The sequence below is a fragment of the Ruegeria sp. YKSD163 genome, assembly GCF_059612905.1.
The window spans coordinates 63,225-85,347 of sequence record NZ_JBXWRM010000001.1 but is presented as its reverse complement, the minus strand read 5'-3'; the positions used below and the strand labels follow the sequence as shown (position 1 = coordinate 85,347).

General features: G+C 64.4%; 25 protein-coding genes. 8 read left to right on the top strand and 17 right to left on the bottom strand.

What is annotated here, in order from left to right:
- The 6 genes from AC2FNA_RS00415 to AC2FNA_RS00390 are packed head-to-tail and all read right to left on the bottom strand — an operon-like array spanning nt 1 to nt 5,716.
- Nucleotides 1-651, bottom strand: coding sequence for a histidine phosphatase family protein (locus AC2FNA_RS00415; RefSeq protein WP_496823567.1), 651 nt, complete (start codon nt 649-651; stop codon nt 1-3).
- A gap of 3 nt (nt 652-654) precedes the next feature.
- Nucleotides 655-1,656, bottom strand: a complete 1,002-nt coding sequence (locus AC2FNA_RS00410) for an NAD(P)H-dependent flavin oxidoreductase (protein WP_496823565.1) — start codon at nt 1,654-1,656, stop codon at nt 655-657.
- Between the two features lie 13 nt (nt 1,657-1,669).
- On the bottom strand, nt 1,670-2,599 hold the full coding sequence (locus AC2FNA_RS00405) for an SDR family NAD(P)-dependent oxidoreductase (protein WP_496823564.1): 930 nt from the start codon (nt 2,597-2,599) through the stop codon (nt 1,670-1,672).
- 10 nt (nt 2,600-2,609) lie between these two features.
- Complete coding sequence (locus AC2FNA_RS00400; RefSeq protein ID WP_496823563.1) at nt 2,610-3,428, bottom strand: SDR family NAD(P)-dependent oxidoreductase; 819 nt, start codon at nt 3,426-3,428, stop codon at nt 2,610-2,612.
- 9 nt (nt 3,429-3,437) lie between these two features.
- Complete coding sequence (locus AC2FNA_RS00395; protein WP_496823561.1) at nt 3,438-4,553, bottom strand: acyl-CoA dehydrogenase family protein; 1,116 nt, start codon at nt 4,551-4,553, stop codon at nt 3,438-3,440.
- Between the two features lie 5 nt (nt 4,554-4,558).
- Complete coding sequence (locus AC2FNA_RS00390; protein ID WP_496823559.1) at nt 4,559-5,716, bottom strand: acyl-CoA dehydrogenase family protein; 1,158 nt, start codon at nt 5,714-5,716, stop codon at nt 4,559-4,561.
- Nucleotides 5,717-5,854: 138 nt separating this feature from the next.
- Here AC2FNA_RS00390 and AC2FNA_RS00385 point away from each other — a divergent pair, with 138 nt between their 5' ends.
- Nucleotides 5,855-6,847 (top strand): NADPH:quinone oxidoreductase family protein, encoded by a 993-nt coding sequence (locus tag AC2FNA_RS00385; protein WP_496823557.1) that lies wholly within the window; start codon nt 5,855-5,857, stop codon nt 6,845-6,847.
- 6 nt (nt 6,848-6,853) lie between these two features.
- Here the strand turns inward: AC2FNA_RS00385 and AC2FNA_RS00380 are convergent, their stop codons facing one another.
- Complete coding sequence (locus AC2FNA_RS00380) at nt 6,854-7,510, bottom strand: histidine phosphatase family protein (protein WP_496823555.1); 657 nt, start codon at nt 7,508-7,510, stop codon at nt 6,854-6,856.
- 56 nt (nt 7,511-7,566) lie between these two features.
- Here AC2FNA_RS00380 and AC2FNA_RS00375 point away from each other — a divergent pair, with 56 nt between their 5' ends.
- The 4 genes from AC2FNA_RS00375 to AC2FNA_RS00360 all read left to right on the top strand — a co-directional run bounded on the left by AC2FNA_RS00375 (nt 7,567) and on the right by AC2FNA_RS00360 (nt 10,205).
- The gene (locus tag AC2FNA_RS00375) at nt 7,567-8,391 is read left to right on the top strand and encodes an enoyl-CoA hydratase (protein ID WP_496823554.1); all 825 of its coding nucleotides are present in this window, start codon (nt 7,567-7,569) and stop codon (nt 8,389-8,391) included.
- A gap of 24 nt (nt 8,392-8,415) precedes the next feature.
- Nucleotides 8,416-8,904, top strand: a complete 489-nt coding sequence (locus tag AC2FNA_RS00370) for a MaoC family dehydratase (protein WP_496823553.1) — start codon at nt 8,416-8,418, stop codon at nt 8,902-8,904.
- 99 nt (nt 8,905-9,003) lie between these two features.
- Nucleotides 9,004-9,453 carry a type II 3-dehydroquinate dehydratase gene (aroQ, locus tag AC2FNA_RS00365; RefSeq protein WP_496823551.1) on the top strand — a complete coding sequence of 150 codons (450 nt, stop codon included), beginning with the start codon at nt 9,004-9,006 and terminating at the stop codon, nt 9,451-9,453.
- Nucleotides 9,450-10,205, top strand: coding sequence for a helix-turn-helix transcriptional regulator (locus AC2FNA_RS00360; protein ID WP_496823549.1), 756 nt, complete (start codon nt 9,450-9,452; stop codon nt 10,203-10,205). Before aroQ ends, AC2FNA_RS00360 begins: the two co-directional genes overlap by 4 nt.
- Nucleotides 10,206-10,697: 492 nt before the next feature.
- Here the strand turns inward: AC2FNA_RS00360 and tsf are convergent, their stop codons facing one another.
- Both tsf and rpsB read right to left on the bottom strand, forming a co-directional pair.
- Nucleotides 10,698-11,573 (bottom strand): translation elongation factor Ts, encoded by an 876-nt coding sequence (gene tsf, locus AC2FNA_RS00355; protein ID WP_234144218.1) that lies wholly within the window; start codon nt 11,571-11,573, stop codon nt 10,698-10,700.
- Between the two features lie 77 nt (nt 11,574-11,650).
- Nucleotides 11,651-12,424: a 30S ribosomal protein S2 gene (rpsB, locus tag AC2FNA_RS00350; protein ID WP_234136745.1), complete on the bottom strand. Its 774-nt coding sequence runs from the start codon at nt 12,422-12,424 to the stop codon at nt 11,651-11,653.
- Between the two features lie 309 nt (nt 12,425-12,733).
- On the opposite strand from rpsB, the gene AC2FNA_RS00345 reads away from it, so the two are divergent.
- Together AC2FNA_RS00345 and AC2FNA_RS00340 are read left to right on the top strand one after the other, a co-directional pair.
- On the top strand, nt 12,734-13,756 hold the full coding sequence (locus AC2FNA_RS00345; protein WP_496823547.1) for a hypothetical protein: 1,023 nt from the start codon (nt 12,734-12,736) through the stop codon (nt 13,754-13,756).
- Nucleotides 13,750-14,928, top strand: coding sequence for a hypothetical protein (locus tag AC2FNA_RS00340; protein WP_496823545.1), 1,179 nt, complete (start codon nt 13,750-13,752; stop codon nt 14,926-14,928). Before AC2FNA_RS00345 ends, AC2FNA_RS00340 begins: the two co-directional genes overlap by 7 nt.
- A 4-nt stretch (nt 14,929-14,932) precedes the next feature.
- On the opposite strand, the gene olsA is transcribed toward AC2FNA_RS00340, so the two are convergent.
- The 3 genes from olsA to AC2FNA_RS00325 form a co-directional block, all read right to left on the bottom strand.
- Entirely contained in the window at nt 14,933-15,766 is an 834-nt protein-coding gene (olsA, locus tag AC2FNA_RS00335) for a lyso-ornithine lipid O-acyltransferase (RefSeq protein ID WP_496823543.1), read from the bottom strand.
- 2 nt (nt 15,767-15,768) lie between these two features.
- Entirely contained in the window at nt 15,769-16,524 is a 756-nt protein-coding gene (olsB, locus tag AC2FNA_RS00330) for an L-ornithine N(alpha)-acyltransferase (RefSeq protein WP_496823541.1), read from the bottom strand.
- A 108-nt stretch (nt 16,525-16,632) separates the two neighbouring features.
- The gene (locus tag AC2FNA_RS00325; RefSeq protein ID WP_496823539.1) at nt 16,633-16,815 is read right to left on the bottom strand and encodes a DUF3553 domain-containing protein; all 183 of its coding nucleotides are present in this window, start codon (nt 16,813-16,815) and stop codon (nt 16,633-16,635) included.
- Between the two features lie 49 nt (nt 16,816-16,864).
- On the opposite strand from AC2FNA_RS00325, the gene AC2FNA_RS00320 reads away from it, so the two are divergent.
- Nucleotides 16,865-17,461: a histidine phosphotransferase family protein gene (locus tag AC2FNA_RS00320; RefSeq protein WP_496823538.1), complete on the top strand. Its 597-nt coding sequence runs from the start codon at nt 16,865-16,867 to the stop codon at nt 17,459-17,461.
- On the opposite strand, the gene AC2FNA_RS00315 is transcribed toward AC2FNA_RS00320, so the two are convergent.
- From AC2FNA_RS00315 to AC2FNA_RS00295, 5 genes are read right to left on the bottom strand one after another with little or no spacing between them, the layout of a single operon-like run.
- Nucleotides 17,462-18,715 (bottom strand): glutamate-5-semialdehyde dehydrogenase, encoded by a 1,254-nt coding sequence (locus AC2FNA_RS00315; RefSeq protein ID WP_496823536.1) that lies wholly within the window; start codon nt 18,713-18,715, stop codon nt 17,462-17,464.
- Nucleotides 18,716-18,769: 54 nt separating this feature from the next.
- A complete protein-coding gene (gene proB, locus AC2FNA_RS00310; RefSeq protein ID WP_496823535.1) occupies nt 18,770-19,876 on the bottom strand; it encodes a glutamate 5-kinase in 1,107 nt (368 codons plus the stop codon).
- Entirely contained in the window at nt 19,864-20,898 is a 1,035-nt protein-coding gene (gene obgE, locus AC2FNA_RS00305) for a GTPase ObgE (RefSeq protein ID WP_496823533.1), read from the bottom strand. The genes proB and obgE overlap by 13 nt, the downstream gene beginning before the upstream one ends.
- A 36-nt stretch (nt 20,899-20,934) precedes the next feature.
- Complete coding sequence (locus AC2FNA_RS00300) at nt 20,935-21,471, bottom strand: GNAT family N-acetyltransferase (protein ID WP_011047718.1); 537 nt, start codon at nt 21,469-21,471, stop codon at nt 20,935-20,937.
- Nucleotides 21,468-22,079 carry a LysE family translocator gene (locus AC2FNA_RS00295; protein WP_496823531.1) on the bottom strand — a complete coding sequence of 204 codons (612 nt, stop codon included), beginning with the start codon at nt 22,077-22,079 and terminating at the stop codon, nt 21,468-21,470. Before AC2FNA_RS00295 ends, AC2FNA_RS00300 begins: the two co-directional genes overlap by 4 nt.
- Nucleotides 22,080-22,123 lie beyond the last annotated feature (44 nt).

Here is a 22,123-nt window from a genome sequence, read left to right as displayed (position 1 = left end):
TCAACTATAGCTCAGCTTATCCGCATGGGCCGGTTGGGCGAAATGCGGGGTTGCGTTGAATTCATGCAAAAAGAAGGCGCGCGGGGTGAAGATGAACCGCGACATGGCGGTGTTCTTTACCTGCAGGTTCAGCGCGATCATCTGCTCGGGCGGCGCGCTCAGCGCGGCGGCGGTCAACTGTCCGATGGCCCCGCCCGAGCTGATCACCAGCACCCGTTCGGCACCCTCGCGCGTGGCCTGCTGGCGCGCTGCCTCAATCCGGGCGGTGAACTGGGTCCAGCTCTCTCGCGCGCCCACAACCCCGCCGCCCTGCCATTCGCGCAAAACATCGCGCAGGGTGCGGAAATGCGTCTTGCGGTCATGCTGCACCAGATCGGGGATGGTACCGCCGAATTTCACCCGCAACAGGTCGTGGAAATCATATTCGTTCCAGCCCGCGTGCTCCTCGGGCGCGTCCGTGAACCCCATGCCGCACAGGGTTTCCTTCTGCCGCGCCAGCGTGCCGGTGACCAGCCGGTCGGGCACCCAGCCCATATCGCGCAGCGCAGCCCCCACCAGTTCCGACTGGCGATGACCCAGCTCGCTCAGCCGGTCATAGTCGTCCGAGCCGAACGAGGCCTGCGCATGGCGGATAACAATCAGTTCCGCCATGGCTCAGCCGGTGAACTCGGCGGCCAGCCGCGCGCCCGCCGCACGGTATTCGCGGTCGATCCGATCCACCAGATCGGCCACAGGTTCGATCTGATGCACGTCGCCCACGCCTTGCCCTGAGCCCCAGATCTCTTTCCACGCCTTGGGTTTGGAGGACCCCTGGCTGAAGTTCATCGAACTGGCATCGGCCGAAGGCAGGTTGTCGGGATCCATCCCTGCGCGTTCCACCGACTTCTTCAGGTAATTGCCATGCACGCCGGTAAAGAGCGAGGAATAGACGATATCCTCGGCGGTGCTGTCGACGATCATCTGCTTGTATTCGGGCTGTGCGTTGGCCTCGTTCGTGGCGATGAAGGGCGAGCCCATATAGCCGAAATCCGCCCCCAGCGCCCGGGCGGCCAGCAGGCTTTCGCCACAGGCGATGGCGCCCGACAGGGCCAGCGGCCCCTCGAACCACGACCGGATTTCGCGGATCAGCGCCAGCGGCGATTGCTGGCCAGCGTGCCCCCCGGCCCCCGCCGCCACGGCGATCAGCCCGTCGGCGCCCTTGTCGATCGCCTTCTTGGCGAATGTGTTGTTGATCACGTCATGCAGCACCACGCCGCCACAGCTATGCGCGGCCTCGTTCACCTCGACCCGGGCACCCAGCGAGGTGATCCAGATCGGCACGTTCCAGCGCGCACAGATTTCCAGGTCCCGTTCCAGCCGCCCGTTTGAGCGGTGGACGATCTGGTTCACCGCAAAGGGAGCCGCTGGGCGGTCGGGGTTGTCCTGATTGTGGCGGTCCAGTTCCTCGGTGATGCGTTTCAGCCAGGCCTGCAGCAGCGGCGGCTCGCCCTCGCCTTCGCGCGCATTGAGCGCCGGGAACGACCCCACGATCCCCGCCTTGCATTGCGCAATCACCAGATCGGGCACCGAGATGATGAAAAGCGGCGAGCCGATCAGCGGGATGCGCAGGCCGCGCAGGGCGGGCGGCAGGTGGCTTTCGTCGCGTGTCCAGGTCATGTCTTTCACTTTCTCATGCTCCCCAAGGCAGGTCGATGCCACGCGCATCCGCCGCCTTGCGGGCAAATTTGCGTGTCTGGCTGAAGGCATCGGTAAGCTCTCGCTTGCCCTCCTCATCCTGCACTTGCGCGAAACGGGCGGCGATTTCCTCGGGCGTGTTGGCATCGCCTTCCAACAGGATGCCCTCGGTCTCGAAAATACGGGTCTGCGCGTAACAGCCCGCCCCGGCGCAGAGGATCACGCGCGAGGGCGCATCCTCGCTCACCAGATAGAGCAGGCCCGGCGTGATCGTTTCGGGCGCCAGCAGCGCCAGCGCCTGTTCGGGGATCAGGTCTTCGGTCATGCGGGTCGCGGCAGTGGGCGCCAGACAGTTGACGCGGATGTTGTCGCGCGCGCCCTCGATATGCAGCACGTTCATCAGGCCCATCATCGCGGCCTTGGCCGCGCCATAGTTGGCCTGCCCGAAATTGCCGTAAAGCCCCGAGGCCGAGGAGGTGAAGACCACCCGGCCATAGCCCTGTTCGCGCATGATGGGCCAGCAGGCATGGGCCACATTGGCGCTGCCGATCAGATGCACGTCGATCACCTTGCGGAAATCGGCCATGTTCATCTTGGCAAAGCTCTTGTCGCGCAGGATGCCCGCGTTGTTGACCACGATATCGACGCGGCCCCATTGGGCCATGGTCTGGGCGACCATGTCGGCCACCTGCGCCTCGTCCGCCACATCGGCCCCGTGCGCGATCGCCTCGCCACCCATGGCGCGGATCTCCTCGACCACCGCCTGTGCGGCGTCGGATGAGGCACCGGTACCGTCGGTCGCCGCCCCCAGATCGTTGATCACCACTCTGGCGCCGCGCGCGGCCAGACCCAGCGCATGGGCGCGGCCCAGGCCCGCGCCCGAGCCGGTGACGACTGCCACGCGTCCGTCGAAACGAATGTTCATCCCCGCCCCCTTACATCGCCTTTTCAAAGATGTTGCGGCCGGACATCACGTTGATGCCGCCCGAAACCGGGATCACCGCACCGGTCACATAAGACCCGCCACGTCCGCAGAGGAACAGCATGCAACCGGCGATATCCTCGTCCCGGCCCACCCGGCGCAGCGGCACGTCGCTGCCGACCTTGGCGCGCTTTTCCTCGTCCGCGGTTGCGAACGCTGTCATCCGCGACACGAACGGCCCCGGCGCAAGCGCGTTGACGGTGACGGCATAGGGCGACAGTTCCTTGGCCATGATTTTGGTCAGGTGGATCACCGCCGCCTTCGACGCCGCATAGCTATAGGCGCCATCGCCCATCGGCACTTCGCCCATGACCGAGCCCACGTTGACCACCCGCGCCGGATCATCGACCGAGCCGCTTTTCATCAGCATCGGCAACAGTTTCTGGGTCAGATCGAAGACACCGGCCACATTGACCGACATCACCTTTTCCCAGGCCTCATGCGGGAACTGACCCATCGGCGCGCCCCAGGTGACACCCGAATTGTTCATCAGGATATCAAGGGTTTCGGTGCGGCTCTTTACCTCGTCCACCAGCGCGTCAATGCCCTCCTTGCTGCCGACGTCACCGCCAAACCCCTCGGCGCTACCGGGGGCATCAAGCGCGTTCAGCTCGGCGGCCACTGCCTCGCAAGCCTCGCCCTTTCGCGAGGAGATCAGGACGCGCGCGCCCGCGCGTACCAGCGCCTCGGCTGCCATGCGCCCGATGCCGGTGGCGCCGCCAGTGACCAGCGCGGTCTTGCCATGCAGCGAAAACAATGTCTCAGGTGTCATGATTAATCCTTAAAATCCGCGCGCTTGCGCAACGATGTTTGCGTGATATCCGTAATCGCCCAGCCATTCGGCCCCGACCCGGGCGCGTTTCATGTAGAATCCCATGTCGAATGCGTCAGTCATGCCGATCCCGCCGTGCATCTGCACGCCTTCCTGCACCGCACGCTGTGCTGTATCGGTGGCGCGCGCCTTGGCCAGCGACACGGCCAGCGTGGCATTCTCGGGGTCCTCATCCAGCATCCGGCCCGCGTTCAGGATGGCCGAGGCGGTCACCTCGCATTCACACCACAGATGCGCGGCGCGGTGTTGCAGGGCCTGAAACGCGCCAATCGGAACGCCGAACTGCTTGCGTTCCTTGAGATAGTCCACCGTCATCCCGAACGCTCCGGCGGCGAGTCCGGCCATCTCGGCGGCCAGCGCCGCCTGACCGGCGCGCAGCGCGGGCGCCAGTACGGTCATTGCCTCATCGACCTGACCCAGCACATCCTCACCCGTTGCCGCCACATCAGTGAATTCGATCCGCGCCGCATCGCGGCTGTCAATCATCGCCTGTGCTTCGCGGGTGATGCCGTCGCGCGCGGTGGGCAGATCGAACAGGGTCAGCCCTGCATCGGTCCGCGCTAGCACCAGCAGCCGGTCGGCATTGGCCCCGTCCACAACAAACCGTTTTTCGCCGTTCAGGCGGAACCCGTTGCCCTCGGCCCGCGCCTGCATCTGCGTCGCCTCGGGGTCGAACTTGGCGCCTTCGTCGATGGCCAGCGCATAGGTGACCTCTCCAGTGGCGATCCGGGCCAGCGCCTGGCCCGCGCGGGCATCCGACACCTGCCGCAGCGCCGTCGCCGCGATCACAGCCGTGGACAGAAACGGCGAGGCAACCAAGGTCTTGCCCATCTCACCGGCCAGCGCGCAGGCGGCGGCATGGCCCATGTCGCTGCCCCCGGCCTCTTCAGGCACCAAGACCCCGGCCCAGCCCATCGCGGCCATTTCCGACCAGAGCGCCCGGTCCTGCGTCTGCCCCGCGTCCCGCAGCCCGCGCAGATGCGCCACCGGGGCGGCCTGATCCAGGAAACCGCGCGCGGCATCGGTCAGCATGACCTCTTCTTCGCTTCGTACCAGTTTTGCCATCTGCCTTACCCCGGAAGCCCAAGAACACGTTTGGAAATGATCGACAACATCACCTCGGAGGTACCGCCCTCGATCGAATTGGCCTTGGTCCTCAGCCAGTTGGGCGCGCGCCCGTCCTCCCAGACCAGCGCGTCGGACCCGCCCGCCGCCATCACCAGTTCCAGATTGCGCTTGTTCAGCTCGGTTCCCATGTATTTCAGCATGGCCGAGGCATTGCCCGCGCCCTGACCGGCCTCGGCCTGATCCTTGTAACGCTCCAACGTCAGCGCCACGGCCAGCCCGTCGACCTCAGCCCGCATCGCATCGGCGCGCAGCACCGTGTCGGTGCTGCCGCTGTCGGCCAGCACGGCGCCAAGCGCGCGGCCCGAACCCATGGTGCCACCAGCGGCAGAGATCATCTCGCGCTCATGCGTCAGCAGGTATTTGGCCACGTCCCAGCCGCGATTGATCTCGCCCACCACCTGTTCGCGCGGCACCTCGACATTGTCGAAGAAGGTCTCGCAAAACGGCGACGCGCCCGAGATCAGCTTGATCGGTCGCGTGGTCACGCCCGGGCTGGTCATGTCGAGCAGGATGAAGGAAATGCCCTTGTGCTTGGGCGCTTCGCGATCGGTGCGCAGCAGCGCAAAGATCCAGTCGGCCTGATCGGCGTAAGAGGTCCAGATCTTCTGCCCGTTGACCAGCCAGTGATCGCCCTTGTCCTCGGCCCGGCTTTGCACATTTGCCAGGTCGGACCCTGCGCCCGGCTCGGAATAACCCTGACACCAGCGGATTTCGCCGCGCGCGATGGGCGGCAGGTAATGCAGCTTCTGCTCATGCGTGCCGAAATGCAAAAGCGCCGGTCCCAGCATCCAGATGCCAAAGCTTTGCAGCGGATAGCGCGCGTTCAGGCGGCGCATTTCCTGGTGGAACACCTTCTCCTGATCCCGGTTCAGCCCGGCGCCACCATACTCGACCGGCCAGGTCGGCACCGTGTACCCTTTGCTGACGCAACGTTGCAGCCAGGTACGCTGTGCTTCTGACGTAAAGTTCCAGTTCTTTCCGCCCCAGCAGATGCTAGCCTCGTCATTGCGGCCATCGCGCATGTCTGCGGGGCAATTCGCCTCTAGCCAGGCGCGCAGCTCGTCGCGGAAGGCGGCCAGCGCCCCATCCTCTTCGGCCATGTCTCCTCCCCATATACCGATATCTGTTTTGCAGAGCAGAATTGCATTTCGATATCCGGTTGACAACCAAGGGGGCGGGCCAAAGACTTGACGTCAAATCGCGGTACGCACGCAACCGCAACAGGGAGAAAGACCGATATGAAAGCCATGCTGAGCACCGCCGTGGGCGGCCCCGAAACGCTGGAGCTGACCGAAATGCCGGACCCTACACCCGGCAAGGGAGAGCTGCTGGTACGGGTGCATGCGGCGGGGGTGAACTTTCCCGACACGCTGATAATCCGTGACCTCTACCAGATGAAACCGCCGCGCCCCTTTGCCCCCGGCGGCGAGATCGCGGGAGAGGTTCTGGCTGTGGGCGAAGGTGTCAGCGGTTATGCGCCCGGTGACCGGGTGCTGGCACTCACCGGTCATGGCGGCTTTGCCACCCATCTGACGGTCAAGGCCAATGTCGCGGTGAAAATCCCCGATGCCATGCCCTATGACGAGGCCGCCTGTTTCATCTTCACCTATGGCACCTCGCATCACGCGCTCAAGGACCGAGCAGCGTTGCAACCGGGCGAGACGCTGCTGATCCTGGGCGCCGCGGGCGGCGTTGGCGCCGCCGCGATCGAGCTGGGCAAGGCCGCCGGCGCGCGGGTGATCGCCGCCGTCTCATCGCAGGAAAAGGCCGAGTTCTGCCGCCAGATCGGGGCCGACGAGACGCTGATCTATCCGCGCGAACTGGACCGCGACGGGCAAAAGGCGCTGTCGGCCGAGATCAAGAAACTCGCCGGGGGTGACGGGGTCGATGTGGTCTATGACGCGGTGGGCGGCGCCTATTCCGAACCCTGCCTGCGCGCGATGGCCTGGAAGGGGCGTTACCTGGTGGTGGGCTTCCCGGCGGGCATCCCCAGCATCCCGCTGAACCTGACCCTGCTCAAGGGCTGTCAGATCGTCGGCGTCTTCTGGGGCGCCTCGGTGTTTCGCGACCCCAAGGGCCATGCCGCCAACGTGGCCGACCTGTTCCGCCTGTACGCCGAGGGCCGGATCAAGCCGCAGATCTGCGCGCGCTTCCCGCTGGATCAGGCTGGCGCAGCGCTTGAGATGATGCAGGACCGCAAGGTGCTGGGCAAAGTGGTGATTACACCCTGACCGGGTCTAGGACAGATGCGCCACATCGTTGAACCCCCGCACCACCATCCGCTCGCCCTGGATCACCAGCCGGCTGATCGAGCCATTGGCCGCGCCGTGAAAGGCAAAAGGTTCGGCCCCGCAGGCCATCGCCATGGCGGCGCCGATGACGCCGCCATGCACAAAGGCCGCGACCCGCTGGTCGGGATGGCGCGCCGCGATGCGCAGCAGCCCCGCCCGCACCCGCGCGTGCAATTGGGCTGTGGTTTCGGCGCCCGGGATCTCACCCCATTCCTGCCTCTCCTTGGCGCGGATGAAGGCCGGATCGTCATTGGCGGCACGGATGCGGTATTCGCCCCGGTCCCAGTCGCCCAGAAACACCTCGCGCAGGTCCGGCTCTACCAACGGCACCAGCCCCAGATGCGCGACCAGCGGTGCGGCGGTCTGGTAGGTGCGCCGCAGCGTGGTGACATAGATCGCCGCCAGCGGTTCGTTCTTCAACCGCGCGCCCACCGCGCGGGCCTGCGCCTCGCCCTCGGGATGCAGCGCCGGGTCACCCTGTCCATTCACATGCGCAAACGGCTCGCCCGGACGGGCGGGCTGGCTTTCGCCATGACGGATCAACAACAGATCGACCGCCCCGGCGGGCGGCGCATAGACGGTTTGACGGTATTCCCGGGTCATCGGATTCTCGCACGCTGGACTGCGCGCATCCTGTCCCGGACCGGGGAGAGGATGCAATGACCCAAAACGAGATCGAAACCGGATCGGAGTTGCTGCTGTGCGGCCTTGCCGATGGCGTGGCCACCCTGACGCTGAACAACCCCGAGCGGCGCAACGCGCTGTCGGGCGACCTGCCACAGGCGCTGGGCCGGATGTTGGCCTTGCTGGACGACGATCCCCGCGCCCGCGTGCTGGTGCTGACCGGCGCAGGTGGTGCCTTTTGCGCGGGTGGCGACATCACCAGCATGGGCGCGGCCCTGGGCGGTGGCGCGCAGCCCGACGCCGACGCGATGACCCGCCGCCTGCGGCAGGCGCAGGACGATATCGCACTGCGCCTCGCTCGGCTGAGCAAGCCCAGCATCGCCGCCCTGCCCGGTGCCGCCGCCGGGGCGGGCATGTCTCTGGCGCTGGCCTGCGACCTCCGTATCAGCGGGCAGAGCGGCTATCTGCTGCCCGCCTTTGGCGGTATCGGCCTGTCGGGCGATTTCGGCGGCAGCTGGCTGCTGACCCGGCTGATCGGCCCCGCCCGCGCCAAGGAGGTCTATTTCACCAACCGCCGTGTCATGGCCGAAGAGGCACTCGCACTGGGCCTCGTGAACCGGGTGGTGGCGGATGCGGATGTCCTGGGCGAAGCACAGGCGCTGGCCGCCCAGATCGCCGGCTTTGCCCCGATGGCGCTGCGCTACATGAAGGAAAACATCGACCGCGCCAGCGATGTGGACCTGCGCCAGGCGCTGGATATCGAGGCAGATCGCATGATCCGCACCCTGCTCAGCGACGATCACCGCGAAGGCGCCCGCGCCTTTGCCGAGAAACGCAGGCCGCGGTTCAGCGGCGCATGACCCAGGATGGAAAGGACAGCCACCATGACCCCGCTTGAACAGGCCCTGCGCCAGGAACAGGCCAGCATCGGCCAAGAGATCCCCGCCTCGAACTGGATCACCGTCGATCAGGCGATGATCGACCGGTTTGCCGAGGTGACGATGGATGACCAGTGGATCCATGTGGACCCCGCCCGCGCCGCTGCCGAAACCCCCTTTGGCGGCACCATCGCGCATGGGTTCCTGACCCTCTCGCTGGGCAGCCGCTTTGTCTATGACGTACTGGCGCCGCTGCCGGGCCAGGTAATGGGGATCAATTACGGCTTTGACAAGCTGCGGTTTCTGGCCCCGGTGCCCGCCGGCGCACGGCTGCGCGGGCATTTCCGCCTGCTTGAGGCACGTCCGCGGGGCGCCACCGAACTGCTGCGCAAGTATGCCTTGACGGTCGAGATCGAAGGCAGCGACACCCCGGCCCTGGCTGCCGAATGGCTGACACTGAGCCAGTTTGAGCAAACGTTGCCTGCGACCAACTGATCCGATGAAAATTCTTCCGTGTCACTGGTTTGGGTGACTGCAAGCTGGACAGCTTGTCCTATTCCTGTCTAAGAGATTCCTGAATGGGGATTTAATGTGATGAACAGTATTCTGGTCTTGCACGGCCCAAATCTCAATTTGCTGGGCACCCGGCAACCCGAGGTTTACGGCACGACAACGCTGGAGATGGTCAACAGCGCTTGTATCGCGCATGGCCAGTCTAGGGGCCTGTCGGTTGCCTGCCTGCAATCGAACCACGAGGGTGCGCTGGTCGATGCGATCCACGCCGCCAAGGGTCTGCATCACGGCATCGTGCTCAATGCCGGCGCCTATACCCATACCTCGATCGCACTGCGCGACGCCATTTCCTCGGTCGAACTGCCGGTGGTCGAGGTGCATCTGTCCAACATCCACGCGCGCGAGGCCTTCCGCCATGTGTCGCATATCGCACCGGTCGCGCTGGGCCAGATCTGCGGCTTTGGCGCCCAGGGTTATCTGCTGGCGCTCGACGCGCTGGCGGCGCATCTGTCGCCAGGGGATGCACAATGAGGTTGCGCAGCTATCTGGAAAAACTCAGCTACGTCCGCACGCTGGAAGAATTGTGGGACGGCCATACCCGCCAGATGGCGGAATATGGGTTTGACCGTCTGCTCTACGGCTATACCAACTATCGCACCGCGACCTCGCTGGGCGACCCCGAAGATTTCGTGATCCTGAGCAACCACAAGGAAGCCTATGTGAACGGGTTCCTTCAGGACGGGCTCTATTTCCATGCACCGATGCTGCATTGGGCTTTGGAACACGAGGGCGCCGGCAGTTGGCGGATGATCTCGGACATGCTGGACAGCGAGACAATGACCCCGCAAGAACGGCGCGTCTATGCGTTCAATGCCGAGCATGGCGTGACGGCCGGGTATACGATCAGCTTCACCTCGGTCTCGGCCCGGACCAAGGGCGCAATCTCGCTTTGCGCCCGCGAGGGGATGAGCCAGGACGAGGTCGATGACCTGTGGCAGGAACATGGTCAGGATATCCTGCTGATGAACAACGTGGCGCATCTCAAGATCATGACCCTGCCCTATGTGGCGCCGAACCGGTCACTGACCCGGCGCCAGCGCGAGGCATTGCAATGGGTGGGTGACGGCAAGACCACCCAGGATATCGCCATCCTGATGGGGCTGACCGCGGCGACGGTGGAAAAACACCTGCGCCTGGCGCGCGAGGCGCTGTCGGTGGAGACCACCGCACAGGCGGTTCTGAAAGCGGCACTGCACAATCAGATGTTCATCATGGAAGCCTGAGAGCGCCTTACTTCAATTCTCTCCCGCAACCATTTGATATTCTAAAATCAGAAGGTGAATCTCCCGTTCTCTGAAAGGGTGCAATCCTTGTGTGCACGGTGAGCATTTCGAAAGTTGACCACAAGGTAAGGAATCCCCGACTTTCGTACAGGGCCAGATTTTCGCATTATGATGATGTTCCGTGAGTGGTGGCTTTGGCCTGGGAACATCGGGAAAAGACCCTTGTGATTACAAGGCTCTCTGACCTGTCCGGCGTTGGCTGTCTATTGATCGACGTCAGCGCCGGAGAACATGAGGGGCCCCACCATCCCCATCTTACGGGGCCCCTCACCCAAATCTCAGGGCGATACCGGCAATCCGGTATCGCCCTGATGTCGTTTCGACATCTGGAATCCTGGGCCAGCTCATCGACCGGCAAACGAAAACCGGCCGCACGTCAGACATGCGGCCGGTCGAAAGCTTTCGGATCGGCAAAGCCGATAGGGATCTGGATCAGCCCTGTGCGGCCTTTGCCACCTCGGCGGCGAAATCCTCTTTCTCGACCACGATGCCCTCGCCGACTTCGAGACGGACAAAGCCCGTGATCTCGGCTCCGGCCTCGGCAGCGGCGGCACCGACGGTCACGTCGGGGTTCACCACGAACTGCTGGCTCAACAGGGTCGATTCGGCGACGAATTTCTTCATCCGGCCTTCGATCATCTTTTCGATCACCGCTTCGGGCTTGCCGGATTCGCGGGCGATATCCATCTGCACCTGCTTTTCCTTCTCGACCACGGCCGGGTCCAGCTCGGCTTCGCTCAGCGCGGCCGGGTTCACGGCTGCGATATGCATCGCGACCTGCTTGCCCAGTGCCTCGTCGCCACCTTTCATGGCGACCAGAACGCCGATCTTGCCCATGCCGGCGGTGGCGGCGTTGTGCACATAGGTCACAACGGTTTCACCTTCGATCTTGGCCAGGCGGCGCACCGACATGTTCTCGCCGATGGTGGCGATCTTGTCGGTCAGGGTGTCGGCCACGTTCTTGCCACCCAGATCGGCGGCCAGCAGCGCGTCGACATCGTCAACGGCCAGAGCGGCCGATGCGATCTTGCCGACCATGTCCTGGAATTCGCCGTTCTTGGCAACGAAGTCGGTTTCCGAGTTCACCTCGACCGCGACACCCTTGCCACCGTCGACGACAACGGCGACCAGACCTTCGGCGGCGGTGCGGCCCGATTTCTTGGCGGCTTTCGCCAGACCCTTGGTGCGCAGCCAGTCAACGGCGGCTTCCATGTCGCCATCGGTTTCGGTCAGCGCCTTCTTGGCGTCCATCATGCCGGCGCCGGTTGCGTCGCGCAGTTCCTTAACGAGTGCTGCTGTGATTGCCATCTTGGCTCTCCTCAATTCAAAACGGATTTGGGGCAGGTCATACCCTGCCCCATATGTCATTCGGATGACGGGGCCGATCAGGCCTCGGCGGTTGCCTCTTCGGCCAGCGCCTCTTCGGCGGGGGCCTCTTCCAGCTCGCCCAGGTCGACGCCTGCGGCGCCCAGCTGTGCCGACATGCCATCCAGCGCGGCGCGTGCGGCCAGGTCGCAATACAGCGCGATGGCGCGTGCGGCGTCATCGTTGCCGGGGATGATGTAATCCACACCATCGGGCGAGCAGTTGGTGTCGACCACGGCCACAACCGGGATGCCCAGCTTGTTGGCTTCGGCGATTGCCAGCGCTTCTTTCTTGACGTCGATGACGAACAGCAGGTCCGGCACGCCGCCCATTTCGCGGATCCCGCCCAGCGAAGCTTGCAGCTTGGCCTGGTCGCGTTCCATGCCCAGACGCTCTTTCTTGGTCAGGCCTTCGGCGCCGCCTTCCATCTTCTCGTCGATCATGCGCAGGCGCTGAATCGACTGCGACACGGTCTTCCAGTTGGTCAGGGTGCCGCCCAGCCAGCGGTGGTTCATGTAGTACTGGGCCGACTTCTCGGCGGCTTCGGCGATCGGGCCCGCGGCCTGACGCTTGGTGCCCACGAACAGAACGCGACCGCCCTTGGCGACGGTGTCGCGCACGGCTTTCAGCGCCTGGTCCAGCATCGGAACGGTTTGGGTCAGGTCGAGGATGTGGATACCGTTGCGGGCGCCGTAGATGAACGGCGACATGCGCGGGTTCCAACGTTGGGTCTGGTGGCCGAAGTGAACGCCAGCTTCCAGCAGCTGACGCATGGAGAACTCGGGAAGAGCCATGCGGTATTTCCTTTTTCCGGTTTGCGCCTTGGCGGGGGAGAAGAAGCGGATGCTCCAACCGGCGGTTCGGATGGGGATGTCTCCCCCAAACGGACCAAAACCCCGCCTGCGGGTTTTGAATGGCGCGCGTATACAGTGACAGGACCCGGGGCGCAAGGGGCTTTGAGCATATCCGCGAACCCGTCGCCATGCCTCTTCTGGAAACATAGCGAATTTTGTGATACTCATCCAGAGATTGCATCATACCGGTCCCCGCATCCGGCGGCCGCTTCTGTTTTGACATGATTTTGTAGATATAGGTGAATTGGCATGCCAAACGACACCGTCGATGGCGGGATACCGGCCCCCGCAGCACAAGCGGCCCCGCCCGCGCCCGCAGCTGCTGCGGAGAAACCCAAACCCGCCGGTTGGCGCGCAACCCTGTCCAACCTGTCCTCGCTGATCAAGGATTTCGGCATCGTCGCCGCCATCGTCGCCACCCCGATCGCCATCGTGGTGGTGGTGATCTGGGAGGGCGTGTTGCGCCCGCGCCTGACGGCCGAGATCATGACCGAACTCAGCCGCCCCGACGAGGGCTATCGGGCATGGCACCGCGACAACGTGATCGGGGCGCTGTCGGGCCATGATCCGGCCATCTTGAGGAAATGGCTCGAGGCCGAAGGTGGCCCCGTCATCGAACAGCTGGCCAGCCCGCCCGACGCCGAAGAGATCAAGGCGCTGTTCGCCGATCCCGACTTCCGCAAGTTCTTTCAGCGGCAGGTGCTGCTCTCGGTCAGCGATTTCCGCGACGATTATGTGGAATACCTCTACCGCGAATATGGCGAGACCAACATGCTCAAGGCGTGGCTCTCGCCGGTGACCGAACAGGTCGACGCGGTCTATACGCTCAACCTTTTCTACCAGAAAACACCTATACAGGATGCCGAGGGGCGTCAGGCGGTGAACGAGACCGGATTGGCTCTATACGACACCAGCTTCAAGATCTCGGACCAGTTCTATGCCACCGACGATCAGCTGTTTCATATCAATGTCCGGCCCGAGACCAAGGGCGGGTTCTACGACATCTTCCGGCAGGAAGCGGCGGTGCTGACCATCACCATCGGGAACTTCACCCAGAACATCAACGTGAACGGCTTTCAGGACGATGTAACCTGTATCGTGCGAACGGCGTTAAACAATGCGCCCTCCGGCTTTGTCACGGTACGGGCGAATATCAAGCGGTCCGGGCCGCTGGATCCGAACAACCCAGTGACGCTGGACGGGCAAGTCCCCGATGGCGGCTTTGACATGAAGATCATCGTGACCGCGAAAAAGGGGAGAAAGACATGCTGATGCGCCGCTTGCTTGTACTCCTGCTCTCTCTCCTTACCCTGCCCGCCCTTGCGCAAGAGGCGCGCTGGCACTCCCTGGCCGGGTTCGACAAGGTCTGGATCAAACAGGGCGCCACCTTTGACGGGCCAGAGACCGGGCGTTTCGAATACGATGCGCTGCGGTTTGGCCGCGAGGTGCCGCTATACGAATACGAGTTCTTCGATATGGAGGACCTGTTTCAGCGCGCCTACCGGAACCGGGCAGCCAACGGCGTTCTGGTGAATGCCGCCACCGGCGGCGCCCGCATCCTGTCGCCCACCATGGCCGAGGCCTGGCTGGCGGTGCGCGACGACCCCGCTGTTGTGGCAGTGGTGCCGATGGGCTTTGCCCGGGTGGCGGGTGACACGCGGGTGGTGGGCTATCGCCGGATCGACGGTCGCGACATGCAGTCGATGTTCTTTGCCCGCAATCTGGACGCGATCCTGTGTCTGAACGACATGGCCCGGCGCAACGCCGAAAGCTATGATGGGCAGGTGCCGTTCCTGTTCGGGCTGAATTTCAAGGGCCGGGCCACCTACTCTTATGTCGAGGGTCTGGACATGGTGAACCTGGCGGACAGCAGCAGTCCGCAGCGCTTCCTGGAAACCTTCACTGCCTGCTCGGACCTGTTGCAACTGGGTCGCCGGGTGATCGAGCCGCGCGATTACAGCCGTTTAGGCAGCCCGCGCGGTCGCATCGCCTTTGACCGGGCCGCCAGCGCGGAAATCAAGCCCACAGAACGGATCGTGTTACTTTATGATCGGTTTGGCCACATGAACTTTGTCCGCACCCGCCAGCCCACCGGGGTCTACGAGCTTGGTCGATTGCTCAGCTCGAACGGGTTCTATGACGACGAACCCTGCAAATACCCTGAAAAAGACGCGTATCGCGGCCGCTCTCTCAGTTGCGAGCTCTGGGCGGTCACAATCGCCGCCTTTGACGGCGCGGCAATCGCGGTGCGCCAGGGCGACAAGGCGGTGTTCTGGGGCGATCCGGGCCGCTACGCGCCCGGCGTGCTGGTGATCCGCCGCAAGACCGCAGCAGAGCCGCCGCAGGCGCCAACCGCACCAGCACCAGCACCGGCCAAAGCGGCCCCGGTTCTGCCGCTGACCCCGGCGCCAAAGCTTCAACAGCGGGCGCTCCCGGCGGATTGAGCGCTCAGGGCGTCAACCGCGCCAGGCTGTGCGCGTGGCGCACCGCCTTTTCGCAATGGGCGGCCAGCGCCTTGCGGTTGTCGAAATCGCTCACCCGGGCCGGGGCGTGATAGATCAGCTCGACCCGGCCCTGCCGCCGCGCCGCCAAAGTCTTGAGCAGATGCGGGCCGAACTCCATGTCGCCCCACCAGCCATAGAATCGGTCGGGCTGGCCTTTGGGGGCGTGGAACACGACCGAGACCGGCTGCACATACATGATCGGCCGCAGTTCGGGCGCGAAAAACGCCGCAAACAGCGTAGTCTTGAATGGCAGAACCCTCAGCCCGTCGGTCGAGGTGCCTTCGGGAAAGAACAACAGCTTGTGCCCCACCGCCAGCCGCTCGGTGAAAATGCGGGTCTGTTCGCGCGCTTGCTTGGGATTGCGTTCGATGAACACGGTACCGGTGGCCCGCGCCAGCCAGCCGATGCCGGGCCAGTTCGCCACCTCGGCCTTGGACACGAAATAGACCCGCTTGCGCGCGTTCAGCGCAAAGATGTCCAGCCAGGAGGTATGGTTGGCCACCACCGCGCCCTGCTCGCGCATCAGCTCTCCGCTGCTCTCGAACCCGATGCCGAGGATACGGAACGCGTTGCGGCAGACAAATTGGGTGATATGCGGCGTGACGGGCCGGTGCAGGCCGCACAGCGGCCGCTCGACCAGCCGCACCAGCAACAACACGATCAGCCCACCAAAGACGAGCAGCGCCAGCGGCACCCCGCGCACCAGCACCAGCAGCCAGCCGATCAAGTCGATCTCGATCGGATCGGGGTCATTCTCACTGTTCCAGAGTGGAACCATCCCTAGCCCCCGCCATAGATACGCCGCTGGCGCTCGTTCATCCGCGCGGTATCCAGGATCAGGCAGACATCGGTGGTGTTGAACGCATGGTCGACATAGGCGCCATCGCCCACGAACCCGCCCAGCCGCAGATAGGCCTTGATCAGTGATGGCACCTCGAGCATGGCGCGGCGCCGGTCCAATGCCTCGGGCGCGACCCGGTTCATGTCGACATAATGGGCGGGCTGGGTGCGCACCCGCAGATCCTCGGGTGCAAGGTGGTTGTGATACAGCATCGACAGCGGCTGAGCCAGCGCCTCGACATCGGTGCCGTGGAAACTGGCGACCCCGAACAGAACCTCGATCCCGTGCTGCGCGACATAGTCGGCCAGCCCGTTCCACAGGTGGTACATGGCCATGCCACCACGATAATCGGGATGCACGCAGGAGCGGCCAAGTTCCAGCAGCCGGCGACCCGAGCGTTTCAGTACGCCAAGGTCATATTCATCCTCGGAATAGAACTGCCCCGCTGATTGCGCCTGACTGTCCCGCAACAGACGATAGACGCCCACCACCTGCCCTGACCGGTTGTTGATGCACAGCATATGGTCGAAAAACGGGTCAAACCGGTCCCGCTCCAGCCCGGCCTGATGATCGACCAGCGCCCCGCCGCCGCCCAGTTCGCGCACGAACACGTCATAGCGCAGGCGCTGGGCCGCGTGCAGTTCGGCCTCGGTCTCGGCGATCTTGACGGTGAAGGCGGGGCCGTGGTCTGGCATGGGTCTCCGGCGGGTGGATTGTGGTTGCGCGCAGATAGCGCGGCTTTCGCAGGGTTTGCAACACAAAGGCGGTGGTGGGCGCTGGTGTTAACCTTTCGGTAACGCAAATCACGGATCAAAGACCACAAGCAGGGCGATGCGCTTGCCGTCAATCACCACCTTGCCCTGATCGGGAAAATTCACGGTGATCTTGCCGGCGATGCTGGACTGGACCTGCCCGGTTCCCCAGTCGGGGTAATCAGGGTGGCGCACGAACATGCCCGGTGCAAGAATGGCATTGAGATCGGTCATATCCGGGCCCTGTCTGCTGGATGTGCGGGTCTGACAACGGAGGTATCCCATGGCCCAAAGCGGCGTCAACCTGGCCAGCCTGATCGGCTCTCGCATCTGTCACGACCTGATCAGCCCGATCGGCGCCATTACCAACGGGCTGGAGCTGCTCGACATGACCGGCGCGGTCGAGGGGCCCGAGATGGAGCTGATTGCCGACAGCGTCGGCAATGCCGGTGCGCGCATCCGCTTCTTTCGCATCGCCTATGGCGCGTCGAGCGACAAGATGCTGGGCCGGGCCGAGCTGGTGGGCCTGCTCGACGACCTGAACCGCAGCGCCCGGGCCAAGGCCGATTGGGCACCGACGGAACCGGTCGCGCGAGCCGAGGTGCGGATGGCCTTTCTGGCGCTGCAATGCTGCGAAACCGCCCTGCCCTTTGGCGGCAGCGTGCGGATGGACCAGCAGGGCGACCGCTGGATCGTCACCGCCGAGGCCGAGAAACTGTCGGTCGATCCCGCCCTGTGGGAGGGGTTGAGCAACCCCGCCGCCCTGAAACAGGTGACACCGGCGCAGGTGCAATTCGCCCTCTTGCCCGCGTTGGCCGAAGATGCCGGCCGGCGGGTCACGGTGGAAACCAGCGACCGCCAGCTGGTGATCCGGTTCTGATCAGGCCCGGGTCGTTCCGTTCCCGCGCACCAGGTATTTGAAACTGGTCAGCTGCGCCGACCCAACCGGGCCGCGCGCATGCATCTTGCCGGTGGCGATGCCAATCTCGGCGCCCATGCCGAACTCACCACCATCAGCGAACTGGGTCGAGGCGTTGTGCATCAGGATGGCGCTGTCGAGCCGCTCGAAAAAGCGCGCGGCAACCGCGTCATCCTCGGTGATCACGCAATCGGTGTGGTTCGAGCCATACTGCCGGATATGGGCGATGGCGGCGTCCACATCATCGACCACCCTGGCCGCGATGATCATATCGAGGTATTCCTTGCCCCAGTCCGCCTCGGTTGCGGCAAGCGAACCGGGCAGGCCCTCGGCCCGCACCTCGACCCCGGCCTCGATCAGCGCGCGCACCAGATCGGCACCAAGATTGTCCGCTAGTTCCTTGTGAATCAACAGACATTCGGCAGCGCCACAAATCCCTGTGCGGCGCGTCTTGGCATTCATCACCACGCGCAGCGCCTTTTCGGGATCGGCGTTTTTGTCGATATAGATATGCACGATGCCTTCGAGATGGGCAAAGACCGGCACCCGCGCCTCGCGCTGTACCAGGCCCACCAGCCCCTTGCCGCCACGCGGCACGATCACATCGACATAATCGGTCATGGTCAGCAGTTCGGATACCGCCGCCCGATCGCGGGTCGGCACCAGCTGAATCGCATCCTCGGGCAGGCCCGCGGCGCGCAGCCCCTCGACCAGACAGGCATGGATCGCGCCCGAGGAGTGAAAACTTTCGGACCCGCCGCGCAGGATCACCGCATTCCCCGATTTCAGGCACAGCGCCCCGGCATCGGCGGTCACGTTGGGGCGGCTTTCATAGATCACCCCGATCACCCCCAAAGGTGTTCGCACCCGCTGGATATGGAGGCCCGAGGGCATGTCCCATTCCGCCAGAACCTCGCCCACCGGGTCATCTTGTTCGGCCACTGTGCGCAACCCGTCGACGATGCCCTGAATGCGCGCTTCGTCGAGCATCAGCCGGTCCATCATCGCCGGGCTCAGCCCCTTGTCGCGGCCAAACTCCAGATCGCGCGCATTGGCGGCGATGATCTCCTCGCGCCGGGCCCAGACCGCATCGGCGGCACTGATCAACGCGGCGCGCTTGTCTTCGGCGCTGGCAAAGGCCAATTGGGCCGCGGCGGCACGGGCGCGTTTGCCCAGGTCGGTCATGGTGGCGGAGATGTCGGCGATGTCTTTCATGTCGGGCCCCTGGGCTGCGGTCGGATCAATGGGTAGCGTCTAAGGGCCGACAGGTCAAAGCGCCATGTCGTCCCGGTGGATCAGCGCGGCGCGTCCTGGATAACCCAGCGTCGCCTCGATATCCGAGGAATGCCGCCCGCGAATGGCGCGCGCCTCGTCCCCGGTATAGCGACACAGCCCCTGCCCCAGGCGTCGCCCGTCAGGCCCAAGGATCGCCACCGGATCGCCGCGTCCAAAATCGCCGGTGACCGAGGTGACGCCCGCAGGCAGCAGGCTCTTGCCGCCCTCCAGCGCGCGCGCGGCGCCCGCATCGACGGTGATTTCGCCGCGCGGCTTCATCGCCGCGATCCAGCGCTTGCGCGCCGCCTGCGGGTCAAGCGTTGCGGTGAACCAGGTACAGTTGGCACCATTTTCAAGCGTTTTCAGCGGGTTCAGGGGTGATCCTTCGGTAATCGCCATGGCGCAGCCACCAGCGGTGGCCATCTGTGCTGCCATCAGCTTGGTCTTCATTCCGCCCTTGGACAGGCCCGAGCCCGCATCGCCGGCCATTGCCACGATCTCGGGCGTGATCCGCTCGATCACGTCGAAGCGAGTGGCACCGGGATCGTCGCTGGGATTGCCGGTATAGAACCCGTCCACATCCGACAGCAGGATCAGCTGATCGGCGCCCACGGTGACCGCGATCTGCGCGGCCAGCCGGTCATTGTCGCCATAGCGGATCTCGTCGGTCGCAACAGTGTCATTCTCGTTGACGATGGGCACCGCCCCAAGACCCAGCAGCGTTTCCAGCGTCGCGCGCGAGTTCAGATAGCGGCGGCGATCCTCGCTATCCTCGAGCGTGACCAGAACCTGCGCGGTGGTGATCCTGTGCGGGGCCAGCGCCTCTTCATAGGCGCGCGCCAGACGGATCTGGCCCACGGCGGCGGCGGCCTGGGATTGTTCAAGCGGCAGCGCCGTACGCGGCAGGCCCAGCACGCCCCGCCCCAACGCGATCGAGCCGGACGAGACCAGGATCACATCCAGGCCCAGCCCCTTGAGCCAGGCCACGTCGGCCGCCAGTGAATGCAGCCAGTCGGCGCGCAGGTCTCCCGTGTTGCGGTCGACCAGCAGGGCCGAGCCGATCTTGACCACCAGCCGCCGGGCTGCCGTCAGGGTTGCCAAGGCTGCGACTCCTCCACAGGCTTTTCGCGAAGGCGGTTGGCGTCGATGCGTGCCCGCAGGGCGCGCAGCACCTCGGTCACCCCCTCGCGCGAGGCGCCCGACATCATCATAACCGGCCCGCCCGAGGCCTCTTCCAACTCTTCGACCAGAAAGGAGCGTTCTTCTTCATCCAGCGTGTCGATCTTGTTCAGCACGGTCACGCGGGGTTTGTCCGCCAGATCGCCGCCATAGGCCTCAAGCTCGCCGATGATGGTGTGGTAATCCTCGACCAGATCGCCCGAGGTGCCATCGACCAGATGCAACAGCACCGCGCAGCGTTCCACATGGCCCAGGAACCGGTCGCCGATGCCGCGCCCCTCATGTGCGCCGGCAATCAGGCCGGGAATGTCGGCGATCACGAATTCCACATTGTCGACACCCACAACCCCCAGATTGGGGTGCAGCGTGGTAAAGGGGTAATCGGCGATCTTGGGCCGCGCGTTCGATGTGGCCGCCAGAAAGGTCGACTTGCCCGCATTCGGCAGGCCCAAAAGACCCACATCGGCGATCAGTTTGAGCCGCAGCCAGATGGTGCGATCCACCCCCGGCTGGCCCGGATTGGCCCGGCGCGGCGCCTGGTTGGTGGCCGATTTGAAATGCAGGTTGCCAAAACCGCCATTGCCGCCCTTGGCCAGCAGCACCCGCTGGCCCACCTCGGTCAGGTCGGCCAGAACGGTTTCCTCGTCCTCGTCCAGGATCTCGGTGCCCACGGGCACCCGCAGCACGATATCGTCGCCATCCTTGCCCGACCGCTGCTGACCCTTGCCGGGCACCCCGTTCTGGGCAAAGAAATGCTGCTGATAGCGAAAGTCGATGAGCGTGTTCAACCCATCCACCGCCTCGGCCCAGACCGAACCGCCCTTGCCGCCATCGCCCCCATCGGGGCCGCCATATTCAATGAATTTTTCGCGCCGGAAACTGACGCAGCCATTTCCGCCGGAACCCGAGCGGATATAGACCTTTGCAAGATCGAGAAATTTCATATGTGCTCCCTACTGCAAAGGCCCGGGCGGGCCAAGTCACAGTTTGCGGCTATAGGTCCAGGTGGGGACGGCGGCGTCGCGGGCCACCGAATAACTCTCGGCGTCTCCAAGATACTGAAACCCGCAATGGGTCAAGACCCTGGCCGAGGCAGGATTGTCCTGAAACACGCTGGCGAACATGGTGGCGTTGCCCAACGGGTTGGCATTCACCAACGCCTCGACCGCCATCGAGGCGATGCCGGTATTCCAGAACACGGGCGCGACCCAATATCCGACCTCGGACTGGTTGCGATCCATCCGTTCCAGCGAGATCAGGCCCATCAGTTCGGGCCCGCCGTCGCGGGTGGCATCCATCGCCCAGACATCCTCGGTCCGCTCCTCGCTCATGGCGCGGGCGACAAAGCCTTCGGCCATGCCCGGAGGCAGCGGATGCGGGATAGAGGTGGTCATGCGCGCAACCCGCTCGTCGCGGGCGTAATGCTCGATCAGCCCCATATCCGACTTGCGCAGCGGGCGCAGATCAAAGCGTTCGGTTTCAATGACCGGCTGGTTTATGATCGTATCAAACTTCATTTCTGTGCTCCTCCTCCGAACACACCATAAATCACGGATGCAACGGTCAGCCCCGCCAGCATCCACATCAGGTATTTCTCGCTAGGCCGTCCTGCAACCACCGCCGCGATGCGATCGCCTGCAAAGGCCCAGAGCGGGTGGAAAACCGCCTGACAAGCCAAAAGCCCCAGCGCCACCGTCAACGTCGCCTGAAACGGCAAGGTGCCGGGGGCGACGAAACCGGCAAATCCGGAAACGATCAACGCCCAGGCCTTGGGATTCAGCGGGTGCACCAGCAACCCGGCGCGAAACCCCGGTGCCGCGTCAGACGCGCCTCCATCAGTGCTCAGGCGCAGATTGGCGATCTTCCAGGCGAGCCAGCAGATATAGGCCACGCAAAGATATTTGAGCGCCTGAAACAACATCGGCACCCGATCGGCGAGTTCCATCAGGCCAAACCCCACCGGCCAGATCACCAGTTGCTTGCCCAGGGCCACCCCGGCGACAAAGGGCAGCGCCGCGCGAAAGCCATAGCGCGCACCGGTGGCCAGCAGGGCCATGTTGGCCGGGCCCGGCGTGCCCACCTGCGTGGCGGCAAAGAGCAGAAAGCTGGTCGTGGCAACGGCCATGGGGCGTCCGATGAAACTTTGGTGAAAAACGAGAAAGGGGACCG

Bases quoted from the DNA above. Each gene is read 5' to 3' on its own strand.
- AC2FNA_RS00415 (WP_496823567.1), bottom strand. From the start codon at position 651: ATGGCGGAACTGATTGTTATCCGCCATGCGCAGGCCTCGTTCGGCTCG.
- AC2FNA_RS00410 (WP_496823565.1), bottom strand. From the start codon at position 1,656: ATGACCTGGACACGCGACGAAAGCCACCTGCCGCCCGCCCTGCGCGGC.
- AC2FNA_RS00405 (WP_496823564.1), bottom strand. From the start codon at position 2,599: ATGAACATTCGTTTCGACGGACGCGTGGCAGTCGTCACCGGCTCGGGC.
- AC2FNA_RS00400 (WP_496823563.1), bottom strand. From the start codon at position 3,428: ATGACACCTGAGACATTGTTTTCGCTGCATGGCAAGACCGCGCTGGTC.
- AC2FNA_RS00395 (WP_496823561.1), bottom strand. From the start codon at position 4,553: ATGGCAAAACTGGTACGAAGCGAAGAAGAGGTCATGCTGACCGATGCC.
- AC2FNA_RS00390 (WP_496823559.1), bottom strand. From the start codon at position 5,716: ATGGCCGAAGAGGATGGGGCGCTGGCCGCCTTCCGCGACGAGCTGCGC.
- AC2FNA_RS00385 (WP_496823557.1), top strand. From the start codon at position 5,855: ATGAAAGCCATGCTGAGCACCGCCGTGGGCGGCCCCGAAACGCTGGAG.
- AC2FNA_RS00380 (WP_496823555.1), bottom strand. From the start codon at position 7,510: ATGACCCGGGAATACCGTCAAACCGTCTATGCGCCGCCCGCCGGGGCG.
- AC2FNA_RS00375 (WP_496823554.1), top strand. From the start codon at position 7,567: ATGACCCAAAACGAGATCGAAACCGGATCGGAGTTGCTGCTGTGCGGC.
- AC2FNA_RS00370 (WP_496823553.1), top strand. From the start codon at position 8,416: ATGACCCCGCTTGAACAGGCCCTGCGCCAGGAACAGGCCAGCATCGGC.
- aroQ (WP_496823551.1), top strand. From the start codon at position 9,004: ATGAACAGTATTCTGGTCTTGCACGGCCCAAATCTCAATTTGCTGGGC.
- AC2FNA_RS00360 (WP_496823549.1), top strand. From the start codon at position 9,450: ATGAGGTTGCGCAGCTATCTGGAAAAACTCAGCTACGTCCGCACGCTG.
- tsf (WP_234144218.1), bottom strand. From the start codon at position 11,573: ATGGCAATCACAGCAGCACTCGTTAAGGAACTGCGCGACGCAACCGGC.
- rpsB (WP_234136745.1), bottom strand. From the start codon at position 12,424: ATGGCTCTTCCCGAGTTCTCCATGCGTCAGCTGCTGGAAGCTGGCGTT.
- AC2FNA_RS00345 (WP_496823547.1), top strand. From the start codon at position 12,734: ATGCCAAACGACACCGTCGATGGCGGGATACCGGCCCCCGCAGCACAA.
- AC2FNA_RS00340 (WP_496823545.1), top strand. From the start codon at position 13,750: ATGCTGATGCGCCGCTTGCTTGTACTCCTGCTCTCTCTCCTTACCCTG.
- olsA (WP_496823543.1), bottom strand. From the start codon at position 15,766: ATGGTTCCACTCTGGAACAGTGAGAATGACCCCGATCCGATCGAGATC.
- olsB (WP_496823541.1), bottom strand. From the start codon at position 16,524: ATGCCAGACCACGGCCCCGCCTTCACCGTCAAGATCGCCGAGACCGAG.
- AC2FNA_RS00325 (WP_496823539.1), bottom strand. From the start codon at position 16,815: ATGACCGATCTCAATGCCATTCTTGCACCGGGCATGTTCGTGCGCCAC.
- AC2FNA_RS00320 (WP_496823538.1), top strand. From the start codon at position 16,865: ATGGCCCAAAGCGGCGTCAACCTGGCCAGCCTGATCGGCTCTCGCATC.
- AC2FNA_RS00315 (WP_496823536.1), bottom strand. From the start codon at position 18,715: ATGAAAGACATCGCCGACATCTCCGCCACCATGACCGACCTGGGCAAA.
- obgE (WP_496823533.1), bottom strand. From the start codon at position 20,898: ATGAAATTTCTCGATCTTGCAAAGGTCTATATCCGCTCGGGTTCCGGC.
- AC2FNA_RS00300 (WP_011047718.1), bottom strand. From the start codon at position 21,471: ATGAAGTTTGATACGATCATAAACCAGCCGGTCATTGAAACCGAACGC.
- AC2FNA_RS00295 (WP_496823531.1), bottom strand. From the start codon at position 22,079: ATGGCCGTTGCCACGACCAGCTTTCTGCTCTTTGCCGCCACGCAGGTG.